Below are 14,866 nucleotides of genomic sequence, written 5' to 3'. Positions count from 1 at the left end.
TCCTGGACCTTGATCGAGAAGAACTCCAGCTCCTCCTCGTAGTTGGCCGAGACCACCGAGTAGGCGCGCAGCAGCGGCCGGCCCTCGACCTCCAGGCCGATCATGGTGAACTCGCCGTTGCGGAACCGGAACGCCGGATCCCGCGTCGTGCGGAACGAGAACAGGTTGTCGGTCCAGTGGTGGACCGACAGAACGCGCTCCTCGTAGAACTTGCTCATCGACGGATCAGTCCTCGAATCCTCTGACGCTCGGCACACGGCCCCGACGATTCGGGGCCCGTGGTGCGGGGGATCCCCGCCGCCCCGCTCGGGCGGGGGTGGATCCTCGGCAGGGAACCCGCCCGGATCCGGTTGCAAACACACGCGCGCCGCTTCTTTCGCAGTTGCAGCACGTCCGTCAAGGCGTGCCGGGATCACACTGGCGAAAGAAGTGAACGGCCTGGAATCGTTCGAAGATTTAGCGTCTTCGCGGACGCTCCGCAGCGCCGTTCCGGACATGGGAGGGTTGCCGCAGAGCCGGCTCCGCGCCGCCCTCAGACGGGGGCGGCGGGCCGGAGCGGCGCGAGCCCGGCCTCGATCTCGGCCCGGCGCGGCTCCAGGAACGGCGGCAGGGCCAGGCGCTCGCCCAGGGTCTCCAGGGGCTCGTCCGCGGTGAAACCCGGCCCGTCGGTGGCGATCTCGAACAGGATGCCGTTGGGCTCGCGGAAATAGAGGCTGCGGAAGTAGTAGCGGTCCACAGGCCCGCTGCTCGGCACCCGCGCCGCCCGGAGCCTGTCGGCCCAGGCCTCGTAATCCCCGTCCGGGATGCGGAAGGCGACGTGGTGGACCGCGCCGGCGCCCTGGCGGGCCGGCGCGGACCGGTCGGCCAGGAGCTGGAGCTCGGCGGCCGGGCCGCCGGGTCCCATCGCGTAGACCTCCACCGGGCCGTCGCCCGTCTCGAAGGCGCGGTCCCGGCGCAGGCCGAGCACCTCGGTCAGCACGGCGGCGGTGCGGGCCGGGTCCGGCACCGACAGCCGGATCGGGCCGAGGCCGCGGATCTGGTAGGCGGCCGGCACGGGCGAGCCGTCCCAGGGATGCTCCGGCCCGGTCCCGCCATCGTCCACCAGGGCGAGGCGCTGGCCCTCCGGATCCTCGAAATCGAGGGTGAGGCGCCCGTCGCGCGCGGCGGGCTCGGCCTCGACGATCCCGGCCTCGCGCAGGCGCGCGTGCCACCACGCGACCGCGCCCTCGCCCGGGACGCGCAGATGCGTGCGGGTGATGCTGCCGGAGCCCCGCCGCTCCCGGGGCGCCGGCCAGTCGAAGAAGGTGATGTCGGTGCCGGGGCTCGCCAGCCCGTCGGCGTAGAATAGGTGGTAGGCCGAGACGTCGTCCTGGTTCACCGTCTTCTTCACGAGCCGCAGGCCGAGCGTGCCCGTGTAGAAGGCGACGTTCTCCGCCGCGCGCGCGGTCACCGCGGTGAGGTGGTGGATGCCGGTGAGCTGCATGTCGGTCCTGGGGGCTGCGGCCGATCTGGCTAAGGTGGGGATCGGGGGTGGCGTTGCGAGGGCAGGGTCCCGATGGACGGAGCCGACGCCATTCTGCCGCCGCTGCATCCCGGCGCGGCCCTGCGGGACGATCTTCCGATTCTCTCGGGATCGTCTGCCGCATCGATCGCGGATTGCGCCCGCGCGCCACGTTCCGGGCACCCTCTCGAGCGGGTCGCCGCCGGGCAGATCGGGATATCCACCGGTACGGCCCTGCGCCTCGGCCGCCATCTCGGAACGAGCGCGGAGTTCTGGCTCGGACTGCAACACCGGTCCGAGCTGGAGACCCTGAGCACGGCCATCGGTTGAGGCCCGCCCGCGGCGTCATCACGAGCGCAGCGAAGTGACCCCGGATCAGCGCGCCCACCGGAAGCGTCGCACCGACTGGATTGCTTCGCTTCGCTCGCAAAGACGGCCGCGCCGGAAAACGGTGTCAGAGCCGCTACTTCGACAGGACGGCCTCGACCTCGGCCCCCGTCGCAAGATCTCCGCGCGCCTCGATCAGATCGGCCACGTCGTCCGGCACAAGTTCGATCACCCGCATCTCAGGCGACAGGGCGCGGGCGCCCTCAGAGCCCGACCGGCCGGCCGGCGGCGACCACCAGCATCTTGCCGTCCGCGAAGGTGCGGGCGGCGGCCCGGCGGATATCCGCCTGGGTGACGGCCGAGACCATGGCGTTGCGGCGGGCGATGTAGTCCATGCCCAGCTCCTCGAAGGCGATCTGCACCAGCTGGTGGGCGATCTTGGTCGAGGTGTCGAAGCCGAGGGCGTAGGAGCCGGTCAGGTAATCCTTGGCCTTCTGCAGCTCCTCGTCGTCCGGGCCGTCCGTGATCAGCCGGCCGATCTCGTCGCCGATCACCGACAGGGCCTCGCCGACGCGCTCGTTCTTGGTGGCGGTGTAACCCCAGGTCATCGCGGCCGAGCGGTGGCTGACGAGCGAGGTCCCGACCGAGTAGGCGAGGCCGCGCTTCTCGCGCACCTCCTGGAACAGGCGGGACGTGAAGGCGCCGCCGCCGAGGATGTGGTTCAGCACGTAGGCCGGGATGAAGTCCGGGTCGCGCCACGGCACGCCGGCCATGCCGAACCGGATCACCGACTGGGGCACGTCGAGGTCGACGACGACGCGCTTGCCGAGATCGTGCACCTCGGTGCGCGGCACCGCCTTCAGCGCCCCGGCCTCCGGCAGGGTTCCGAAGGCGCGGTTCAGGCCCTCGGCGAGCTGCTCGGCGCCGATGGCGCCGACGGCCGCCACCTTCACCCGGCCGCGGCCGATGATGCGGGCGTGCATCGCCAGCAGGTCGTCCCGGGTGATCGCCGTCACGCTCTCCACGGTGCCGGAGGACGGGCGGGCGTAGGGATGGCCGGCGAACGCCTCCTTGAAGAAGCGGCGCGAGGCCAGCACGCCCGGATCGTTCTGCTGGTAGCGCAGGCCGGCGATGATCTGGGCGCGGACGCGCTCGATCGCGTCGGGGTCGAGGCGGGGCTTGGCCAGCGCCAGGGCGAGGAGCGCGATGCCCTCGTCGGCGTGCTTGACCAGCATCTTCAGCGAGCCGCCGACCGCGTCGGCCCCCGCGTGGAACGACAGCTCGATTGCCCGGGCGGCGAGCCGCTCCTGGAACAGGTCGGAGGTCAGGTCGCCGGCGCCCTCGTCGAGGAGCCGCGCCAGCATCTGCGCGCAGCCGGCCTTGCCGGCCGGATCCTGGGCGGCGCCGCCCTCGAAGGTGAAGGCCAGGGCGATCATCGGCACCACCGGCGACTCGACGTGCCACGCCTCAATGCCGGGGGCGGTCGTCACCGGCAGCGCCGTGGTGGGCGAGCTGACGGTTTGGGTGGTGGTCTCGACCAGAGTCTCGGCCAAGCTCATGGGAACCTCGTGTCTCTATCTCGGGCGACGGCGGAGCGGGCCAGGGCTCCCGTTCGGCAGAACGCCCCGCCCGGACCCGTCACGGGCCCGGCGGGACGCACCCGGGGTTACTCGGCGGCCATCGCGACCGGGGCGTCGGGATCCTGCGCCTTGGTCAGGTAGCCGGTGACCGAGCGGGCCGGCGTCAGCCAGCGCTCGGCGGCGCCCTTGAGACGCGCCTGCGTCACGCCCTCGATGTCGGTCGGCCAGCGGCGGACCTCCTCGATGGTCTCGCCGATCGCCAGCGCCGAGCCGTAGATGCGGGCCAGCGACGACTGGCTGTCGGAGGAGTAGACGGTCTCGGCCACGAGGCGGGTCTTGGCGCGCTCGATCGCCTCGGCGTCCAGGGCCTCCGCGGGGGCGCGGCGCAGCACCCTGTCGACGGCCTCCTCCAGCTTCTCCAGCGGCACGCCCTCGGCGGGCACCGCGTAGACGGAGAAGCGGGTGTCGTCGATCGCCGAGCCCATGTACCAGGCGCCGGCATTCACCGCGAGGCCAGTCTCCATGACCAGTTTGCGGTAGAGGTACGAGGTCGAGCCGCCGCCCAGCACCTCGGCCAGCAGCTCGAGATCGTGGCAGCCGCCGTCCCGGGCGGTGATGCAGGAGGGGGTCAGGTAGAGGCGCTGCAGGGTCGGCTGCTCGACCTTCGGGTCGGCGACGGCGACGCGGCGCAGGGCCTTCGGCTCCGGCTCCCGCGCCCGCAGGCGCTCGGGCCGGGCGCCCTGGGGCGTCACGCGGCCGTAGGTGGTCTCGGCGAGGCGCCGGACCTCGTCGGGCGTGACGTCGCCGGCCACCACCAGGATGGCGTTCTCGGGGGTGTAGAAGCGCTTGTAGTAGGCCAGCGCGTGCTCGCGGTTCAGGCCCTCGATCTCGTGCATCCAGCCGATGATCGGGATGCCGTAGGGATGGTGCACGAACAGGCCGGCCGCCATCGCCTCGGAGAGCTGGGCGGAGGGGTCGGTCTCGACCCGCATGCGCCGCTCCTCCAGCACGACGTCGCGCTCGGGGGCGACGACGGCGTCGTCGAGGACGAGGCCGCTCATGCGGTCCGCCTCGAATTCCATCATGGTGCCGAGGTGATCCCGGGCGACCCGCTGGAAGTAGGCGGTGTAGTCGTAGCTGGTGAAGGCGTTCTCCTGGCCGCCCAGGCCCGACACCGCCTTGGAGAAGGCCCCGACCGGGTGCTTCTCGGTGCCCTTGAACATCAGGTGCTCGAGGAAGTGGGCGATGCCCGACTGGCCGAGCGGATCATCGGCCGAACCGTTGCGGTACCAGATCATGTGGGTGGCGACGGGGGCCCGGTGGTCGGGGACGACCACCACGTCGAGGCCGTTGTCGAGGGTGAAGGCCGTCACTTCCGGTCCGCCCGCCTCGGAACGCCCGAACGGCGCGGCCTCGCCCCGGCCGGCGCTGCCGCCGTAGGGCGAGCCCGGACGCAGCGGGAAGAGGGTGGGCGTCGCCTTCCTGAACAGGTGCATTCCGCTTTCCTTCTGCCGGCCCCGGATCGAAGCGTCCCGCGTCGGGATGCGCGCGCGGATCGGGGCCGTCCTGGTCACCGGGGCGCAAGAACCGCACCGGGACGATCATCTCATGTTGCCACGCCGCGGCGCCGTTGCAACGGCGACACGGCGCCCCCGTCACTGCTGCGCGCGCTGACGGAGATACGCGCGGGGATCCGACTCCTCGCGCTCGCGGCTGGCGTTGTTGATCGGGTCGCTCGACGGCGGCCGGGCCAGCTGCTTGGGCGACTGCCGGTACCCGGTCGGCGGGTCCGTGAGCGTGTCGCGGCTCGGCTCGATGTCGGAGGGCTCGGCGTTGGCGCTCTTGCCCTTGAGCAGCTCGAAGGGGCTGAGCAGGCTGTCGTCGCGGTTGTTGTCGCCGGGCTTGCGCTCGGCGGTGGTCGTCAGGCCCGCGCCGGCACGGCGGCCGCCGCGCATCTCCTCCACGGAGAGCGTCGCGTTGTTGTCGTCGTAGCGGCCCTGGGCCTGGGAGCCCTTGGGATTGCGCCGCTCCACGGCGGCGCGCTCGCGCTCCACGATCTCGGGATCCTTCGGCCAGGCGGTGCTGGTGGAGCGCGCCCGCGGCTGCGGCAGGGCCTTGCCGTCGATCTTGGGCGGCATCACCAGCGGCGGCCGCTCGTGATAGTCGATCGGATCCTGGCGCTTCTCCAGGAGGCCGATGCCCGACAGGGCGTCGCGCATGAACTCGCCGCGCTCCTGCGCGTGCGCGGCACCGACGACGCAGAGCGGAGCCAGGGCCACCGCGGCGGAGAGGAGGGGACGAAGCCTGCGATGCCCGGTCATGCTGCCTCACGGGTTCCGGACGGAGCGTCCGGCTCTGGGAAGGCCGCGGCGCGGCCCGATCCGACAGGTCCCGGCCTGAGACCGGTTTCCGGCGATCGTATGGCGCCTTGACTGCGTCGCGCCAGGAGGGGGACGCGGGAGGACCTGTGTGTTGCAGGGATCACAGGCGCGGCGCCGGGTCGCCCTGCGGCGGGGACGCCCGGCCCCTGCGGCCGTCCGGGGACAGGCTGTCGAGGATCAGGCCGATCACGCCGGCCACGATCGCCGCGTCGGCGACGTTGAACACGTACCAGGACCAGCCGCCGGCATGCAGGTGGACGAAATCGAAGACGGCGCCGTAGGCGGCCCGGTCGATGGCGTTGCCGAGCGCGCCCCCGACGATCAACCCGAGGGCGACGCCGAGAAGGCGCGACGAGGCCCGCCGCATCCAGATCCCGAGGCCGAGGGCGGCGGCCAGCGACAGGGCCACGAGGAGCCAGCGGCCGATACCGCCCTCCTGCTGGAACAGCCCGTAGGAGACCCCCCGGTTCCAGACCACCACGAAGTCGGTGAAGGGCGCCAGCCGCCAGGGCTGCGTCAGCACGAGGTCGGTGCCGAAATAGAGGCCGAGCTTGCTGGCCTGATCGAGGACCAGGGTGAGGACGAGGGCCAGGAGACCGGCGCGGAACGGCGTCATGGGCGGCGCGCCTGGCCCGGGCCGGCGCCCCCTGCTCCCGGCGGGCGGGGAGAGGGGGTGGCGCCGCCGACGACGCGGAACGCCCTCACGCCGCGCTCGCCTCCGGATGCGCCGCGTCCCACTCGCGCAGGGCCTGGGCGTCGCGGGGCGTCACGTCCGGGTAGTCCGGGTCGCTGCCCACCTCCGGGCTGACCCGCCAGGAGCGGGCACATTTGCGGCCCTCGGCCGGGCTCGGCACCACCGCCACGCCGCGCACCTCGTCGAGGCGGAAGGCCTCGGCCGGGCCCTCGCCCGCCACCACGGCGATGGCCGAGGTGATGCAGGTATCGGCGAAGTCGCAGCCCTCGAGCGCCGCGAGCAGGTCCGGATCGGCCACGTAGACCGTCGGCGCCGCCTCCAGGCTCGCGCCGATGCGCTTGGCCGCGCGCTCGATCTCCAGGGCACCGGTGACCACCCGCCGGACCCGCCGGATCTTTTGCCAGCGCTCCGCGAGGGTAGGGTCGAGCCATGCGGACGGGGTCTCCGGCAGGGTCTGGAGATGCACCGAGCCGTCCTCGGACGGGTAGCGGTCGAGCCACGCCTCCTCGGCGGTGAAGGCGAGCACCGGGGCGAGCCAGATCGTCACCCGGCGGAAGGCCTCGTCGATCACCTGCAGCGCCGCCCGCCGGCGGACCGAGGACACGGGATCGCAGTACAGGGCGTCCTTGCGCACGTCGAAGTAGAAGGACGACAGGTCGCCGGTCATGAAGCCGTTGAGCAGCGCCACCACCCGCTTGGTGTCGAACGCCGCGTAGGCCTCGCGGATCTCGCCGTCGAGCTCGGCGAGCCGGTGCAGGATCAGCCGCTCCAGCTCCGGCATGTCGGCGTAGGCCACGTCGTCGCCCTGGACCCGGTGGGCCAGCGAGCCCAGCATCCAGCGCAGGGAGTTGCGCAGCTTCCGGTAGGTCTCCGCGAAGGTCTTGATGATCTCCGGGCCGATGCGCAGGTCATCCGTGTAGTCGGAGGCGGCGACCCACAGGCGCAGGATGTCGGCGCCCGAATCCTTGATGACGCTCTGCGGTGCGACGACGTTGCCCTTCGACTTCGACATCTTCAGGCCCTTGCCGTCGAGCACGAAGCCGTGGGTCAGGACGATGTCGTAGGGCGCCCGGCCGCGGGTGCCGGCGGATTCGAGCAGCGAGGACTGGAACCAGCCGCGGTGCTGGTCGGAGCCCTCCAGGTACATGACCCGGTCCTGCCCGCCGTCGCGGACGCGCTTCACCCCAGAAAGCCCCGGGAAGGCCTCCGGATCGTCCAGCACGAAGGCGTGGGTCGAGCCGGAATCGAACCAGACGTCGAGGACGTCGGTGACCTTCTCGTAGGCGGCCGGGTCGTGGTCGGGCGCCAGGAAGCGCTGCGCGGCGTCGTCCCGGAACCACGCGTCGGCGCCCTCGGCCGCGAAGGCATCGCGGATGCGGGCGTTGACGGCGTCGTCCTTCAGGATCTCGGCGGTGTCGCGGTGGACGAAGACGGTGATCGGCACGCCCCAGGCGCGCTGGCGCGAGACCACCCAGTCCGGCCGGTTGGCGACCATGCCGGTGATGCGGTTCTTTCCTTGCGTCGGCACCCACTGGGTGTCGTCGATGCCCTGGAGCGCCACCTCGCGCAGCGACCGGTTGCCCAGCGAATCCACCGGCCGGTCCATGGCGATGAACCATTGCGGCGTGTTGCGGAAGATCACCGGCTTCTTGGACCGCCAGGAATGCGGGTACTGGTGGCGCAGCACCCCGCGGGCGATCAGCGCCCCGGCCTCCGTCAGCGCGGCGATGACCGCCTTGTTGGCGTCGCCCTTCTCGCCCTTGGCGGTGAGCACGCGGGTGCCGGTGAAGCCCGGAGCGGCCTCCGTGAGCACGCTGTCGGCGTCGACCGTGTAGGGGATGGTCGCGTCGATGCCGCGCTCGCGCAGCAGCCGGCCGCTCGCCATCCAGAGCTCGAAATCCTCGCGGCCGTGGCTCGGCGCCGTGTGGACGAAGCCCGTGCCGGACTCGTCGGTGACGTGGTCGCCGTCGAGCATCGGCACGGCGAAGCCGTAGCCGAGCTTGGCCAGCGGGTGGTCCAGGGTCAGGCCGGCGAGCGTCGAAGGGCTCACGTCGGCGACGCGCGCGAACGCCTCGACCCGGGCGGCTTTGAACACCGTGGCGGCGAGGCTGTCGGCGAGCAGGTAGGTCTGGCCGGGCACCGCCCAGTTGTCGGCCGGCGCCTCCGTGACCCGGTACAGGCCGTAGGCAATTTTTTTGGAGAACGCGACGGCGCGGTTGCCCGGGATCGTCCACGGAGTGGTCGTCCAGATCACCACCCGCGCCTGCGCGAGATCGCCCTCGGCGCCGGACCGGATCGGAAACGCGCAAAAAATCGTGTCGCTGACGTGCTCCTCGTACTCGACCTCCGCCTCGGCCAGCGCGGTCTTCTCGACCACCGACCACATCACCGGCTTGGAGCCGCGATAGAGCTGGCCGCTCATCGAGAACTTCATCAGCTCGTCGGCGATCACGGCCTCGGCCGGGAACGCCATGGTGGCGTAGGGATGGTCCCAGTCGCCGGTGACGCCGAGCCGCTTGAACTCCTCGCGCTGCACGTCGAGCCACTGGGCCGCGAAGGTCCGGCATTCCTGCCGGAACTCGATCACCGGTACGTCGTCCTTGTTTCGGCCCTTGGCGCGGTACTGCTCCTCGATCTTCCACTCGATCGGCAGGCCGTGGCAGTCCCAGCCCGGGACGTAGTTGGCGTCGAAGCCGAGGGCGGTCTGCGAGCGGACCACCACGTCCTTGAGGATCTTGTTGAGCGCCGTGCCGATGTGGATGTTGCCGTTGGCGTAGGGCGGGCCGTCGTGGAGCACGAATTTCGGCTGGCCCTGGCCGCGGGCGCGCAGCTTGCCGTAGAGGTCCATCCGCTTCCAGCGCTCGATGAAGAGCGGCTCGCGCGCCGGCAGGCCGGCGCGCATCGGGAACTCGGTCTGCGGCAGGAACAGGGTCTTGGAATAGTCGCGGGCGGGCGCGGTCTCGGGGGCGGTCATCGGATCTCGCATCGGCGGTCGGGCCGGCAGCGTCGGGCCGGCGGAATCGGGTCGGGCGGCAGGAGGATCCCGGACCTCCGCGCGGCCGCGCTGGAGCGGGCCCTCAGGCGGAGGCCGGGCCGGTAATTCGGATCGGGCGGCCGGGGCCGCGCAGGGCGCGCGAAGCGTGCATGACGGGTTCTCTACCAGCCGCCCCGGCCGGAGGCCAGCGGCAGCGCGGATCACGCGCCCGTGACCGCGGATGGGACCAATCGGCGTCTGAACCGTTGACCGACACACCCTCCGCCCGCCGCGGCGGCGCGGAGCCGATTCGGACAGACATCCGGGAGTAGCCCCATGAAGAAGCTTCTGATCGCGACCCTCGCCCTCGCGCCGCTGGCCTACGCGGGCGCTGCGGAGGCCCAGGGCACGGCGCGCGGCGCCCAGCGCGGCGTCGAGGACGGCACGGCCGCGGCCGGCCCCGTGGGCGGGGTCGTCGGCGGCGCGGTCGGCGCGGCGACCGGCACCGTCGGCGGCGTGCTCGGCACCGATCCGGACCCGGCCCGCCGGGCGCGCGAGAACCGCCGCGAGGAGCGGATGGAGCGCCAGGAGCGCCTCGGCCGCTGACAGGGTCCCGTAACAGGGTCCGGCCGGTCGCCTCAGGCGGCCGGCCGCGCCTCCCGGCGGATCGTCTCCTGCGCCAGGAGGTACAGGCCGGAGCCGACAACGATCATGGCGCCCGCCACGGTCCAGCGGCTCGGGACGTCGCCGAACAGCAGGAAGCCGAGGGTCACGGACCAGAGCAGCTGCGTGTAGATGAACGGCGCCAGCACGTTGGCCGGGGCCCGGGCATGGGCCATCACCAGCAGCCAGTGGCCCAGAGTCCCGAACAGCGCGACCCCGAACAGCAGCGCCCAGTGGGTCAGGCTCGCCGGGCTCGTCCAGATCCACGGCAGGAGCGGGGCCATGAGCGCGAGTCCCGCGAGGCCCGTGTAGAACATGGTCGTGGCGGTCGAGTCGTAGGCCGCGAGCTTGCGCGTGATGATCGCGTAGAAGGCGTAGACCACCACGTTGGCGACGCAGAGCAGCGCGGCCGGATGCATGCCGCCGACGCCCGGCCGCACGATCACCAGCACGCCCAGGAAGCCGACGCCGATCGCCGCCAGCCGCGCCCGCGACGACCACTCGCCGAGCAGCGGCCCGGCGAGCAGCGCCACGGTGAGCGGCGCGGCGAACTGGATCGAGATCGTCTCGGCGAGCTGCAGGTAGCGCAGGGCCAGGAAGTTGAGCGCCGTGGAGGCGAAGAGCAGCAGGGAGCGCGCGATCTGCAGCGGCAGGCGCCGGCTCTTCACGACGCCCGGCGTGCGCACCGGGTTGATGAACAGCGAGATCATGGCGACGCTCGCCGCGTAGCGCATGAAGGTGGTGACCAGGGGATCGACGCCGGCCCGGGCCAGGGTCTTGCCGCAGGCGTCGAGGCTCGCGAAGAAGGCGACGGCCCCGCACATCAGGGCGATGCCGACGATCCGCCGGCGGCCGGCGAGGTCGGCCTCCGGAGCGGCGCGCGGCGCGGCGCTGTCGTCGGGGACGGAGGTCGCGACCTGCGTGCTCATGCCTGACCAATCTCGGTAGAGGCTGAAACCCCTGCCACGCCCGGCGCCGCACGGGTATCGGCCGGCGCGCAGGGGAACCATGCAGCCGGCACGGTCGCCCGCGCCGGCGGCGGCTCAGCGCCTCGCCGCGACCTTCTCGGCGGCGGGGGCCTTCTCGGCGGAGGCCGTCTTGGTGGCGGCCTTGGCGAGCTTCGGCTTGGGCGGCGTCGCGCCGGCGATCAGGGCGGCGAGGTGCGACTGGTCGAGCCCCGCGGCGGCGCGCGCGGGCGCAGCGGGAACAGGCGCCGCCGCGGCGACCGGCGCGGGCGCCAGCGCGGCGGCCCGTTCGACCCGGCGCGGCTCGATGGAGCCGGTCGCGGTGGGCTCGGCGAGGCTCGCCGTCGCGACCGCGGGGGCGGCGGACTCGCGCTGCACCCGCAGGGTCCAGTGCGCGGCGGTGGAGAGCGCGGCGATGCCGAGGATCGCCTTGATGCCGCTGGTGAGCAGGGCTCGCATGGTCGTCAGGCCCGAGAGAACGCGGTTACGCGGAACCGGATCCCCGGCCCGGACGCATCATCGCGCGGGAGCGTGAACGAAGCCGCAATGGCCCCGTGCGCCCCTGTCCCGGAACGGGTCAGGAGCCCGCGCCCGCGACCCGTCTCGCGGGCGGAATCGGGTGGGAAATCATGTGGGCCATGCGCCGGACCCGCGGTTCCTGTTCCCCGCGCTCCCGACACTCCTGCAGCGACTCGGCCCACTGAGCCTCACAGGAACGGCCCAGAGAACTGGTCCGGACCGTCCCGTCACTGCCGACCCCGCCGCCATGCAGGCCCGAGCGGGCTCGCGAAACCTTCAGGCGCATCGGCCGCTGGGGACAGCCCGTGTAGAGGGTGACAGCCGAGCCGGCAACAGAGGCGGGGCCGTTTCCGGGACCCCGCGGCGATCAGTGCTCCGCCGCGGCCGCGGCGAAGCGCATCAGCGCGGCGATCTCGTCCGCGCCGTCCTCCGCGGCGAGGCGCCGGTAGAGCGCGGCGTAGCCGGAGAAGACCTGCCGCCCGGCCGCGTCGGGCCCGAGGAACCCGGCGATCTCCTCCATCTCGGGCGCCCAGCGATAGGCCTTCGGCACCATGTCGGGCAGCCCCCTGGCGAACCGGGCCAGCAGCGCCGGCTCGTTCTCGGCGAGCTCGGCCAGCAGCGCTTCCCCGGCGCCGGCGCGCTCGGCGGCGCCGATCACGAGCGCGGCGAGCGCCGTCAGGCCCTTGTTGAGGCCGGCATAGCTCATCTTCAGGCTGGAGGCGGCGCCGACCGCGCCGGGGCAGACGCGCAGGTCGAGGCCGAGGTCGCGCAGGACCAGGGCCGGGGCCGTGTCGGGACCCGAGACGTAGACGCGCGGTCCTGCGCTGCCGGGCCTCGGCGGCAGGCCCAGGATCGCCCCGTCGAGGAACGGCGCGCCGGTGGCCGCGACGATCCCGGCGACGCGCCCGACCGTCTCCGGGCTGACGGCGTTGGCGTCGATGTAGACCGGCTTGCGCGGGGCCGCCGCCAGGGCGGGCGCGAGCCGGCGGGCCAGCGCCTCCGCGTCGGCGGGCGGCACGATGGAGAGCAGGAGATCGGCGGCGGCGAGGTCGCCGTCCCCGGCATGCGCCATGCCGGCGGCCGCGGCCCGGGCGCGGCTCGCCGCCCCGCGCCCGTCCAGGGAGGTCAGCACCCGGGCGCCGTGCCCGGCGAGCCGGGCCCCGACGGCGCCGCCCATGGCGCCCGGGGCGATCACCGCGATCGTGGGCACGGGGACGCCTCCGGGGCCTCGGGGGCCGCTACCGCAGCGAGCCGCAGAAGCGCTGGATGCGCCGGCAGGCCTCCTCCAGCACCGCGTTCGACGTCGCGTAGGAGATGCGCAGGTTCGGGCCGAGGCCGAAAGCCGAGCCGTGGACCGCCGCCACGCCCTCGGCCTGGAGCAGCTCCATGACGAAGTCCTCGTCGGTCTCGATGGTCTTGCCGGCCTCGGTCCGCTTGCCGATCAGCGCCGCGCAGGACGGGTAGACGTAGAACGCGCCCTCCGGCGTCGGGCAGGTCAGCCCGTTGGTCTGGTTGAGCATCGACACGACGAGGTCGCGCCGGCCCTGGAAGGCGGCCCGGAACGTGGCGAGGTGGTCCTGCGGCCCGTCGAGGGCGGCCACCGCCGCCCACTGCGCGATCGTGCTGGCGCCGGAGGTCTGCTGGCCCTGCACGAAGTCCATCGCCTTGATGAGCGCTTCCGGCCCGGCCGCGTAGCCGATGCGCCAGCCGGTCATGGCGTAGCCCTTCGAGACGCCGTTCATCGTCAGCGTCCGCTCGATCAGCTGCGGCTCGACCTGGGCCGGCGTGACGAACGCGAAGTCGCCGTAGGTGAGGTGCTCGTAGATGTCGTCGGTGAGGATGTGCACGTCCGGGTAGCGGAGCAGCACGTCGGTGAGCGCCTTCATCTCGGCGCGGGAATAGGCGGCGCCCGACGGGTTCGACGGCGAGTTGAGGACGATCCACTTGGTCTTCGGGGTCAGGACCCGGTCGAGCTCCTCGGCCTGGAGCTTGAAGCCGTTGGCCATGTCGGTGTCGGCGAAGACCGGCGTGCCGCCGCACAGCCCGACCATCTCCGGGTAGGACACCCAGTAGGGGCGGGGGATCACCACCTCGTCGCCGGGGTTCAGCGTGGCGAGGAACGCGTTGTACAGCACCTGCTTGCCGCCGGTGCCCACGATGGTCTGCGAGACCTTGTAGTCGAGCCCGTTCTCGCGCTTGAACTTGCGCACGATCGCCTCGCGCAGGGGCACGATCCCGGAGACCGGCGGGTAGCGGGTCTCGTTCCGGTGGATCGCCGCGATGGCGGCCTGCTTGATGTGCTCGGGCGTGTCGAAGTCGGGCTCGCCCACCGACAGGCTGATGACGTCGACGCCGGAGGCCTTCAGGTCCCGGGCCTTCTGGGTCATCACGATGGTCGCGGACGGCTTCACCCGCGAGAGGACGTCGGCGAGGAGAGCCATGGCGTGCGGTGCTCCGGATTTTTGCGATCAGGCGCCGCTTCCCCGCGGCGCGGCGGACCCTAGGCCCGGGACGCTGAGCCGGCAAGCGTGAGACGCCGCGGCGGCGCGCGGGAGCGACGTTTCTGCTATGATCCTCGGAATCGGGACGGAACGAGAGGCCCTGCCGATGGGCGAGACGATCAGCATCACCCTGGCACCGGACACGCTCCGCGCCGTGCGGGAGAGCGTCGAGGCCGGTGAGTACGCTTCGGTGGACGCGCTGCTCGACGAGGCCGTGCACGCCCTGCAACGCCAGCGACGCGAGGATGCCGAGCGTCTCGATGACATCCGCGCCCGCATCCGGCGTTCCCTGGACGATCCGCGGCCGGATCTGAGCATCGAAGAGGTTCAAGAGGATCTCGACAGGATGTTCGCTGAAGCGCGGCACGACACCCGCCGTGCGTAGACTGCCTGTTGCGTTTCGCCCTCAAGCGCAGGCCGATCTGGCCGGCATCTTCCGAACGGTCTTGCAGCGGAGTCAGAACGTCGCGACGGCGCAGCGCTTCACGCAGCGGATCAAGGATCGGTGCGACCGAATCGGCCACGCACCGCATGCGGGCCGACCCCGTGACGATCTCTTGGAAGGCTTGCGAACGGTGGCGTTCGAGAGATCGGCTGTGATCGCCTATCGCGTGGAACGTGGATCCGTGAGGATCCTCAATATCTTCTATGGCGGCCGCGATTTCGAGGCGGTCTATCCAGGCGATACCACGGAAGAAGCTCAGGAGCCCCCGTCCTGACGAACTGCCCTCGCACCGGCCGGCCCAGACCCCCATCTCTCC

14 protein-coding genes and 1 pseudogene are annotated in these 14,866 nt (G+C 72.3%); 4 read left to right on the top strand and 11 right to left on the bottom strand.

The window, feature by feature from the left end:
- Nucleotides 1-218, bottom strand: a pseudogene (locus ACQKQD_RS21835) (ferredoxin--NADP reductase); the annotation flags it as partial.
- A 314-nt stretch (nt 219-532) separates the two neighbouring features.
- Entirely contained in the window at nt 533-1,483 is a 951-nt protein-coding gene (locus tag ACQKQD_RS21830) for a ring-cleaving dioxygenase (RefSeq protein WP_056523391.1), read from the bottom strand.
- 72 nt (nt 1,484-1,555) lie between these two features.
- Between ACQKQD_RS21830 and ACQKQD_RS21825 the strand changes: the two genes are divergently transcribed.
- Nucleotides 1,556-1,831 (top strand): helix-turn-helix transcriptional regulator, encoded by a 276-nt coding sequence (locus ACQKQD_RS21825; protein ID WP_427509536.1) that lies wholly within the window; start codon nt 1,556-1,558, stop codon nt 1,829-1,831.
- 260 nt (nt 1,832-2,091) lie between these two features.
- Here ACQKQD_RS21825 and ACQKQD_RS21820 read toward each other — a convergent pair whose 3' ends face one another.
- The 5 genes from ACQKQD_RS21820 to ileS all read right to left on the bottom strand — a co-directional run bounded on the left by ACQKQD_RS21820 (nt 2,092) and on the right by ileS (nt 9,457).
- Nucleotides 2,092-3,387, bottom strand: a complete 1,296-nt coding sequence (locus ACQKQD_RS21820) for a M16 family metallopeptidase (RefSeq protein ID WP_427509535.1) — start codon at nt 3,385-3,387, stop codon at nt 2,092-2,094.
- Between the two features lie 107 nt (nt 3,388-3,494).
- Nucleotides 3,495-4,904 carry a M16 family metallopeptidase gene (locus tag ACQKQD_RS21815; protein ID WP_020093174.1) on the bottom strand — a complete coding sequence of 470 codons (1,410 nt, stop codon included), beginning with the start codon at nt 4,902-4,904 and terminating at the stop codon, nt 3,495-3,497.
- A gap of 159 nt (nt 4,905-5,063) precedes the next feature.
- Nucleotides 5,064-5,729 carry a hypothetical protein gene (locus ACQKQD_RS21810; RefSeq protein ID WP_020093175.1) on the bottom strand — a complete coding sequence of 222 codons (666 nt, stop codon included), beginning with the start codon at nt 5,727-5,729 and terminating at the stop codon, nt 5,064-5,066.
- A 160-nt stretch (nt 5,730-5,889) separates the two neighbouring features.
- Nucleotides 5,890-6,405 (bottom strand): signal peptidase II, encoded by a 516-nt coding sequence (lspA, locus tag ACQKQD_RS21805; RefSeq protein ID WP_427509534.1) that lies wholly within the window; start codon nt 6,403-6,405, stop codon nt 5,890-5,892.
- 85 nt (nt 6,406-6,490) lie between these two features.
- Nucleotides 6,491-9,457, bottom strand: a complete 2,967-nt coding sequence (gene ileS / locus ACQKQD_RS21800) for an isoleucine--tRNA ligase (protein ID WP_427509533.1) — start codon at nt 9,455-9,457, stop codon at nt 6,491-6,493.
- Nucleotides 9,458-9,793: 336 nt separating this feature from the next.
- Between ileS and ACQKQD_RS21795 the strand changes: the two genes are divergently transcribed.
- Nucleotides 9,794-10,063: a hypothetical protein gene (locus ACQKQD_RS21795; protein ID WP_012318778.1), complete on the top strand. Its 270-nt coding sequence runs from the start codon at nt 9,794-9,796 to the stop codon at nt 10,061-10,063.
- A 32-nt stretch (nt 10,064-10,095) separates the two neighbouring features.
- Here the strand turns inward: ACQKQD_RS21795 and ACQKQD_RS21790 are convergent, their stop codons facing one another.
- From ACQKQD_RS21790 to ACQKQD_RS21775, 4 genes are all read right to left on the bottom strand, one after another.
- Complete coding sequence (locus ACQKQD_RS21790) at nt 10,096-11,049, bottom strand: DMT family transporter (RefSeq protein ID WP_056523381.1); 954 nt, start codon at nt 11,047-11,049, stop codon at nt 10,096-10,098.
- Nucleotides 11,050-11,163: 114 nt separating this feature from the next.
- Nucleotides 11,164-11,544: a hypothetical protein gene (locus tag ACQKQD_RS21785; protein WP_427509532.1), complete on the bottom strand. Its 381-nt coding sequence runs from the start codon at nt 11,542-11,544 to the stop codon at nt 11,164-11,166.
- A 427-nt stretch (nt 11,545-11,971) separates the two neighbouring features.
- Nucleotides 11,972-12,814 (bottom strand): DUF1932 domain-containing protein, encoded by an 843-nt coding sequence (locus tag ACQKQD_RS21780; RefSeq protein WP_427509531.1) that lies wholly within the window; start codon nt 12,812-12,814, stop codon nt 11,972-11,974.
- A gap of 28 nt (nt 12,815-12,842) precedes the next feature.
- Nucleotides 12,843-14,045 (bottom strand): pyridoxal phosphate-dependent aminotransferase, encoded by a 1,203-nt coding sequence (locus ACQKQD_RS21775; protein ID WP_020093181.1) that lies wholly within the window; start codon nt 14,043-14,045, stop codon nt 12,843-12,845.
- Nucleotides 14,046-14,211: 166 nt separating this feature from the next.
- Here ACQKQD_RS21775 and ACQKQD_RS21770 point away from each other — a divergent pair, with 166 nt between their 5' ends.
- Together ACQKQD_RS21770 and ACQKQD_RS21765 are read left to right on the top strand one after the other, a co-directional pair.
- Nucleotides 14,212-14,490: a ribbon-helix-helix domain-containing protein gene (locus ACQKQD_RS21770; protein ID WP_326491885.1), complete on the top strand. Its 279-nt coding sequence runs from the start codon at nt 14,212-14,214 to the stop codon at nt 14,488-14,490.
- Nucleotides 14,483-14,824: a type II toxin-antitoxin system RelE/ParE family toxin gene (locus ACQKQD_RS21765; protein ID WP_026604932.1), complete on the top strand. Its 342-nt coding sequence runs from the start codon at nt 14,483-14,485 to the stop codon at nt 14,822-14,824. The genes ACQKQD_RS21770 and ACQKQD_RS21765 overlap by 8 nt, the downstream gene beginning before the upstream one ends.
- Nucleotides 14,825-14,866: the final 42 nt, after the last annotated feature.

The organism is Methylobacterium sp. NPDC080182, from assembly GCF_050281105.1.
GTDB lineage: Bacteria > Pseudomonadota > Alphaproteobacteria > Rhizobiales > Beijerinckiaceae > Methylobacterium.
This window is presented reverse-complemented; position numbering and strand designations above follow the sequence as displayed.

Excerpts from the sequence above, each read along its gene's own strand:
- ACQKQD_RS21770 (WP_326491885.1), top strand. The coding sequence starts at position 14,212 with ATGGGCGAGACGATCAGCATCACCCTGGCACCGGACACGCTCCGCGCC.
- ACQKQD_RS21815 (WP_020093174.1), bottom strand. The coding sequence starts at position 4,904 with ATGCACCTGTTCAGGAAGGCGACGCCCACCCTCTTCCCGCTGCGTCCG.
- ileS (WP_427509533.1), bottom strand. The coding sequence starts at position 9,457 with ATGACCGCCCCCGAGACCGCGCCCGCCCGCGACTATTCCAAGACCCTG.
- ACQKQD_RS21775 (WP_020093181.1), bottom strand. The coding sequence starts at position 14,045 with ATGGCTCTCCTCGCCGACGTCCTCTCGCGGGTGAAGCCGTCCGCGACC.
- ACQKQD_RS21785 (WP_427509532.1), bottom strand. The coding sequence starts at position 11,544 with ATGCGAGCCCTGCTCACCAGCGGCATCAAGGCGATCCTCGGCATCGCC.
- ACQKQD_RS21830 (WP_056523391.1), bottom strand. The coding sequence starts at position 1,483 with ATGCAGCTCACCGGCATCCACCACCTCACCGCGGTGACCGCGCGCGCG.
- ACQKQD_RS21810 (WP_020093175.1), bottom strand. The coding sequence starts at position 5,729 with ATGACCGGGCATCGCAGGCTTCGTCCCCTCCTCTCCGCCGCGGTGGCC.
- lspA (WP_427509534.1), bottom strand. The coding sequence starts at position 6,405 with ATGACGCCGTTCCGCGCCGGTCTCCTGGCCCTCGTCCTCACCCTGGTC.
- ACQKQD_RS21795 (WP_012318778.1), top strand. The coding sequence starts at position 9,794 with ATGAAGAAGCTTCTGATCGCGACCCTCGCCCTCGCGCCGCTGGCCTAC.
- ACQKQD_RS21825 (WP_427509536.1), top strand. The coding sequence starts at position 1,556 with ATGGACGGAGCCGACGCCATTCTGCCGCCGCTGCATCCCGGCGCGGCC.
- ACQKQD_RS21820 (WP_427509535.1), bottom strand. The coding sequence starts at position 3,387 with ATGAGCTTGGCCGAGACTCTGGTCGAGACCACCACCCAAACCGTCAGC.
- ACQKQD_RS21790 (WP_056523381.1), bottom strand. The coding sequence starts at position 11,049 with ATGAGCACGCAGGTCGCGACCTCCGTCCCCGACGACAGCGCCGCGCCG.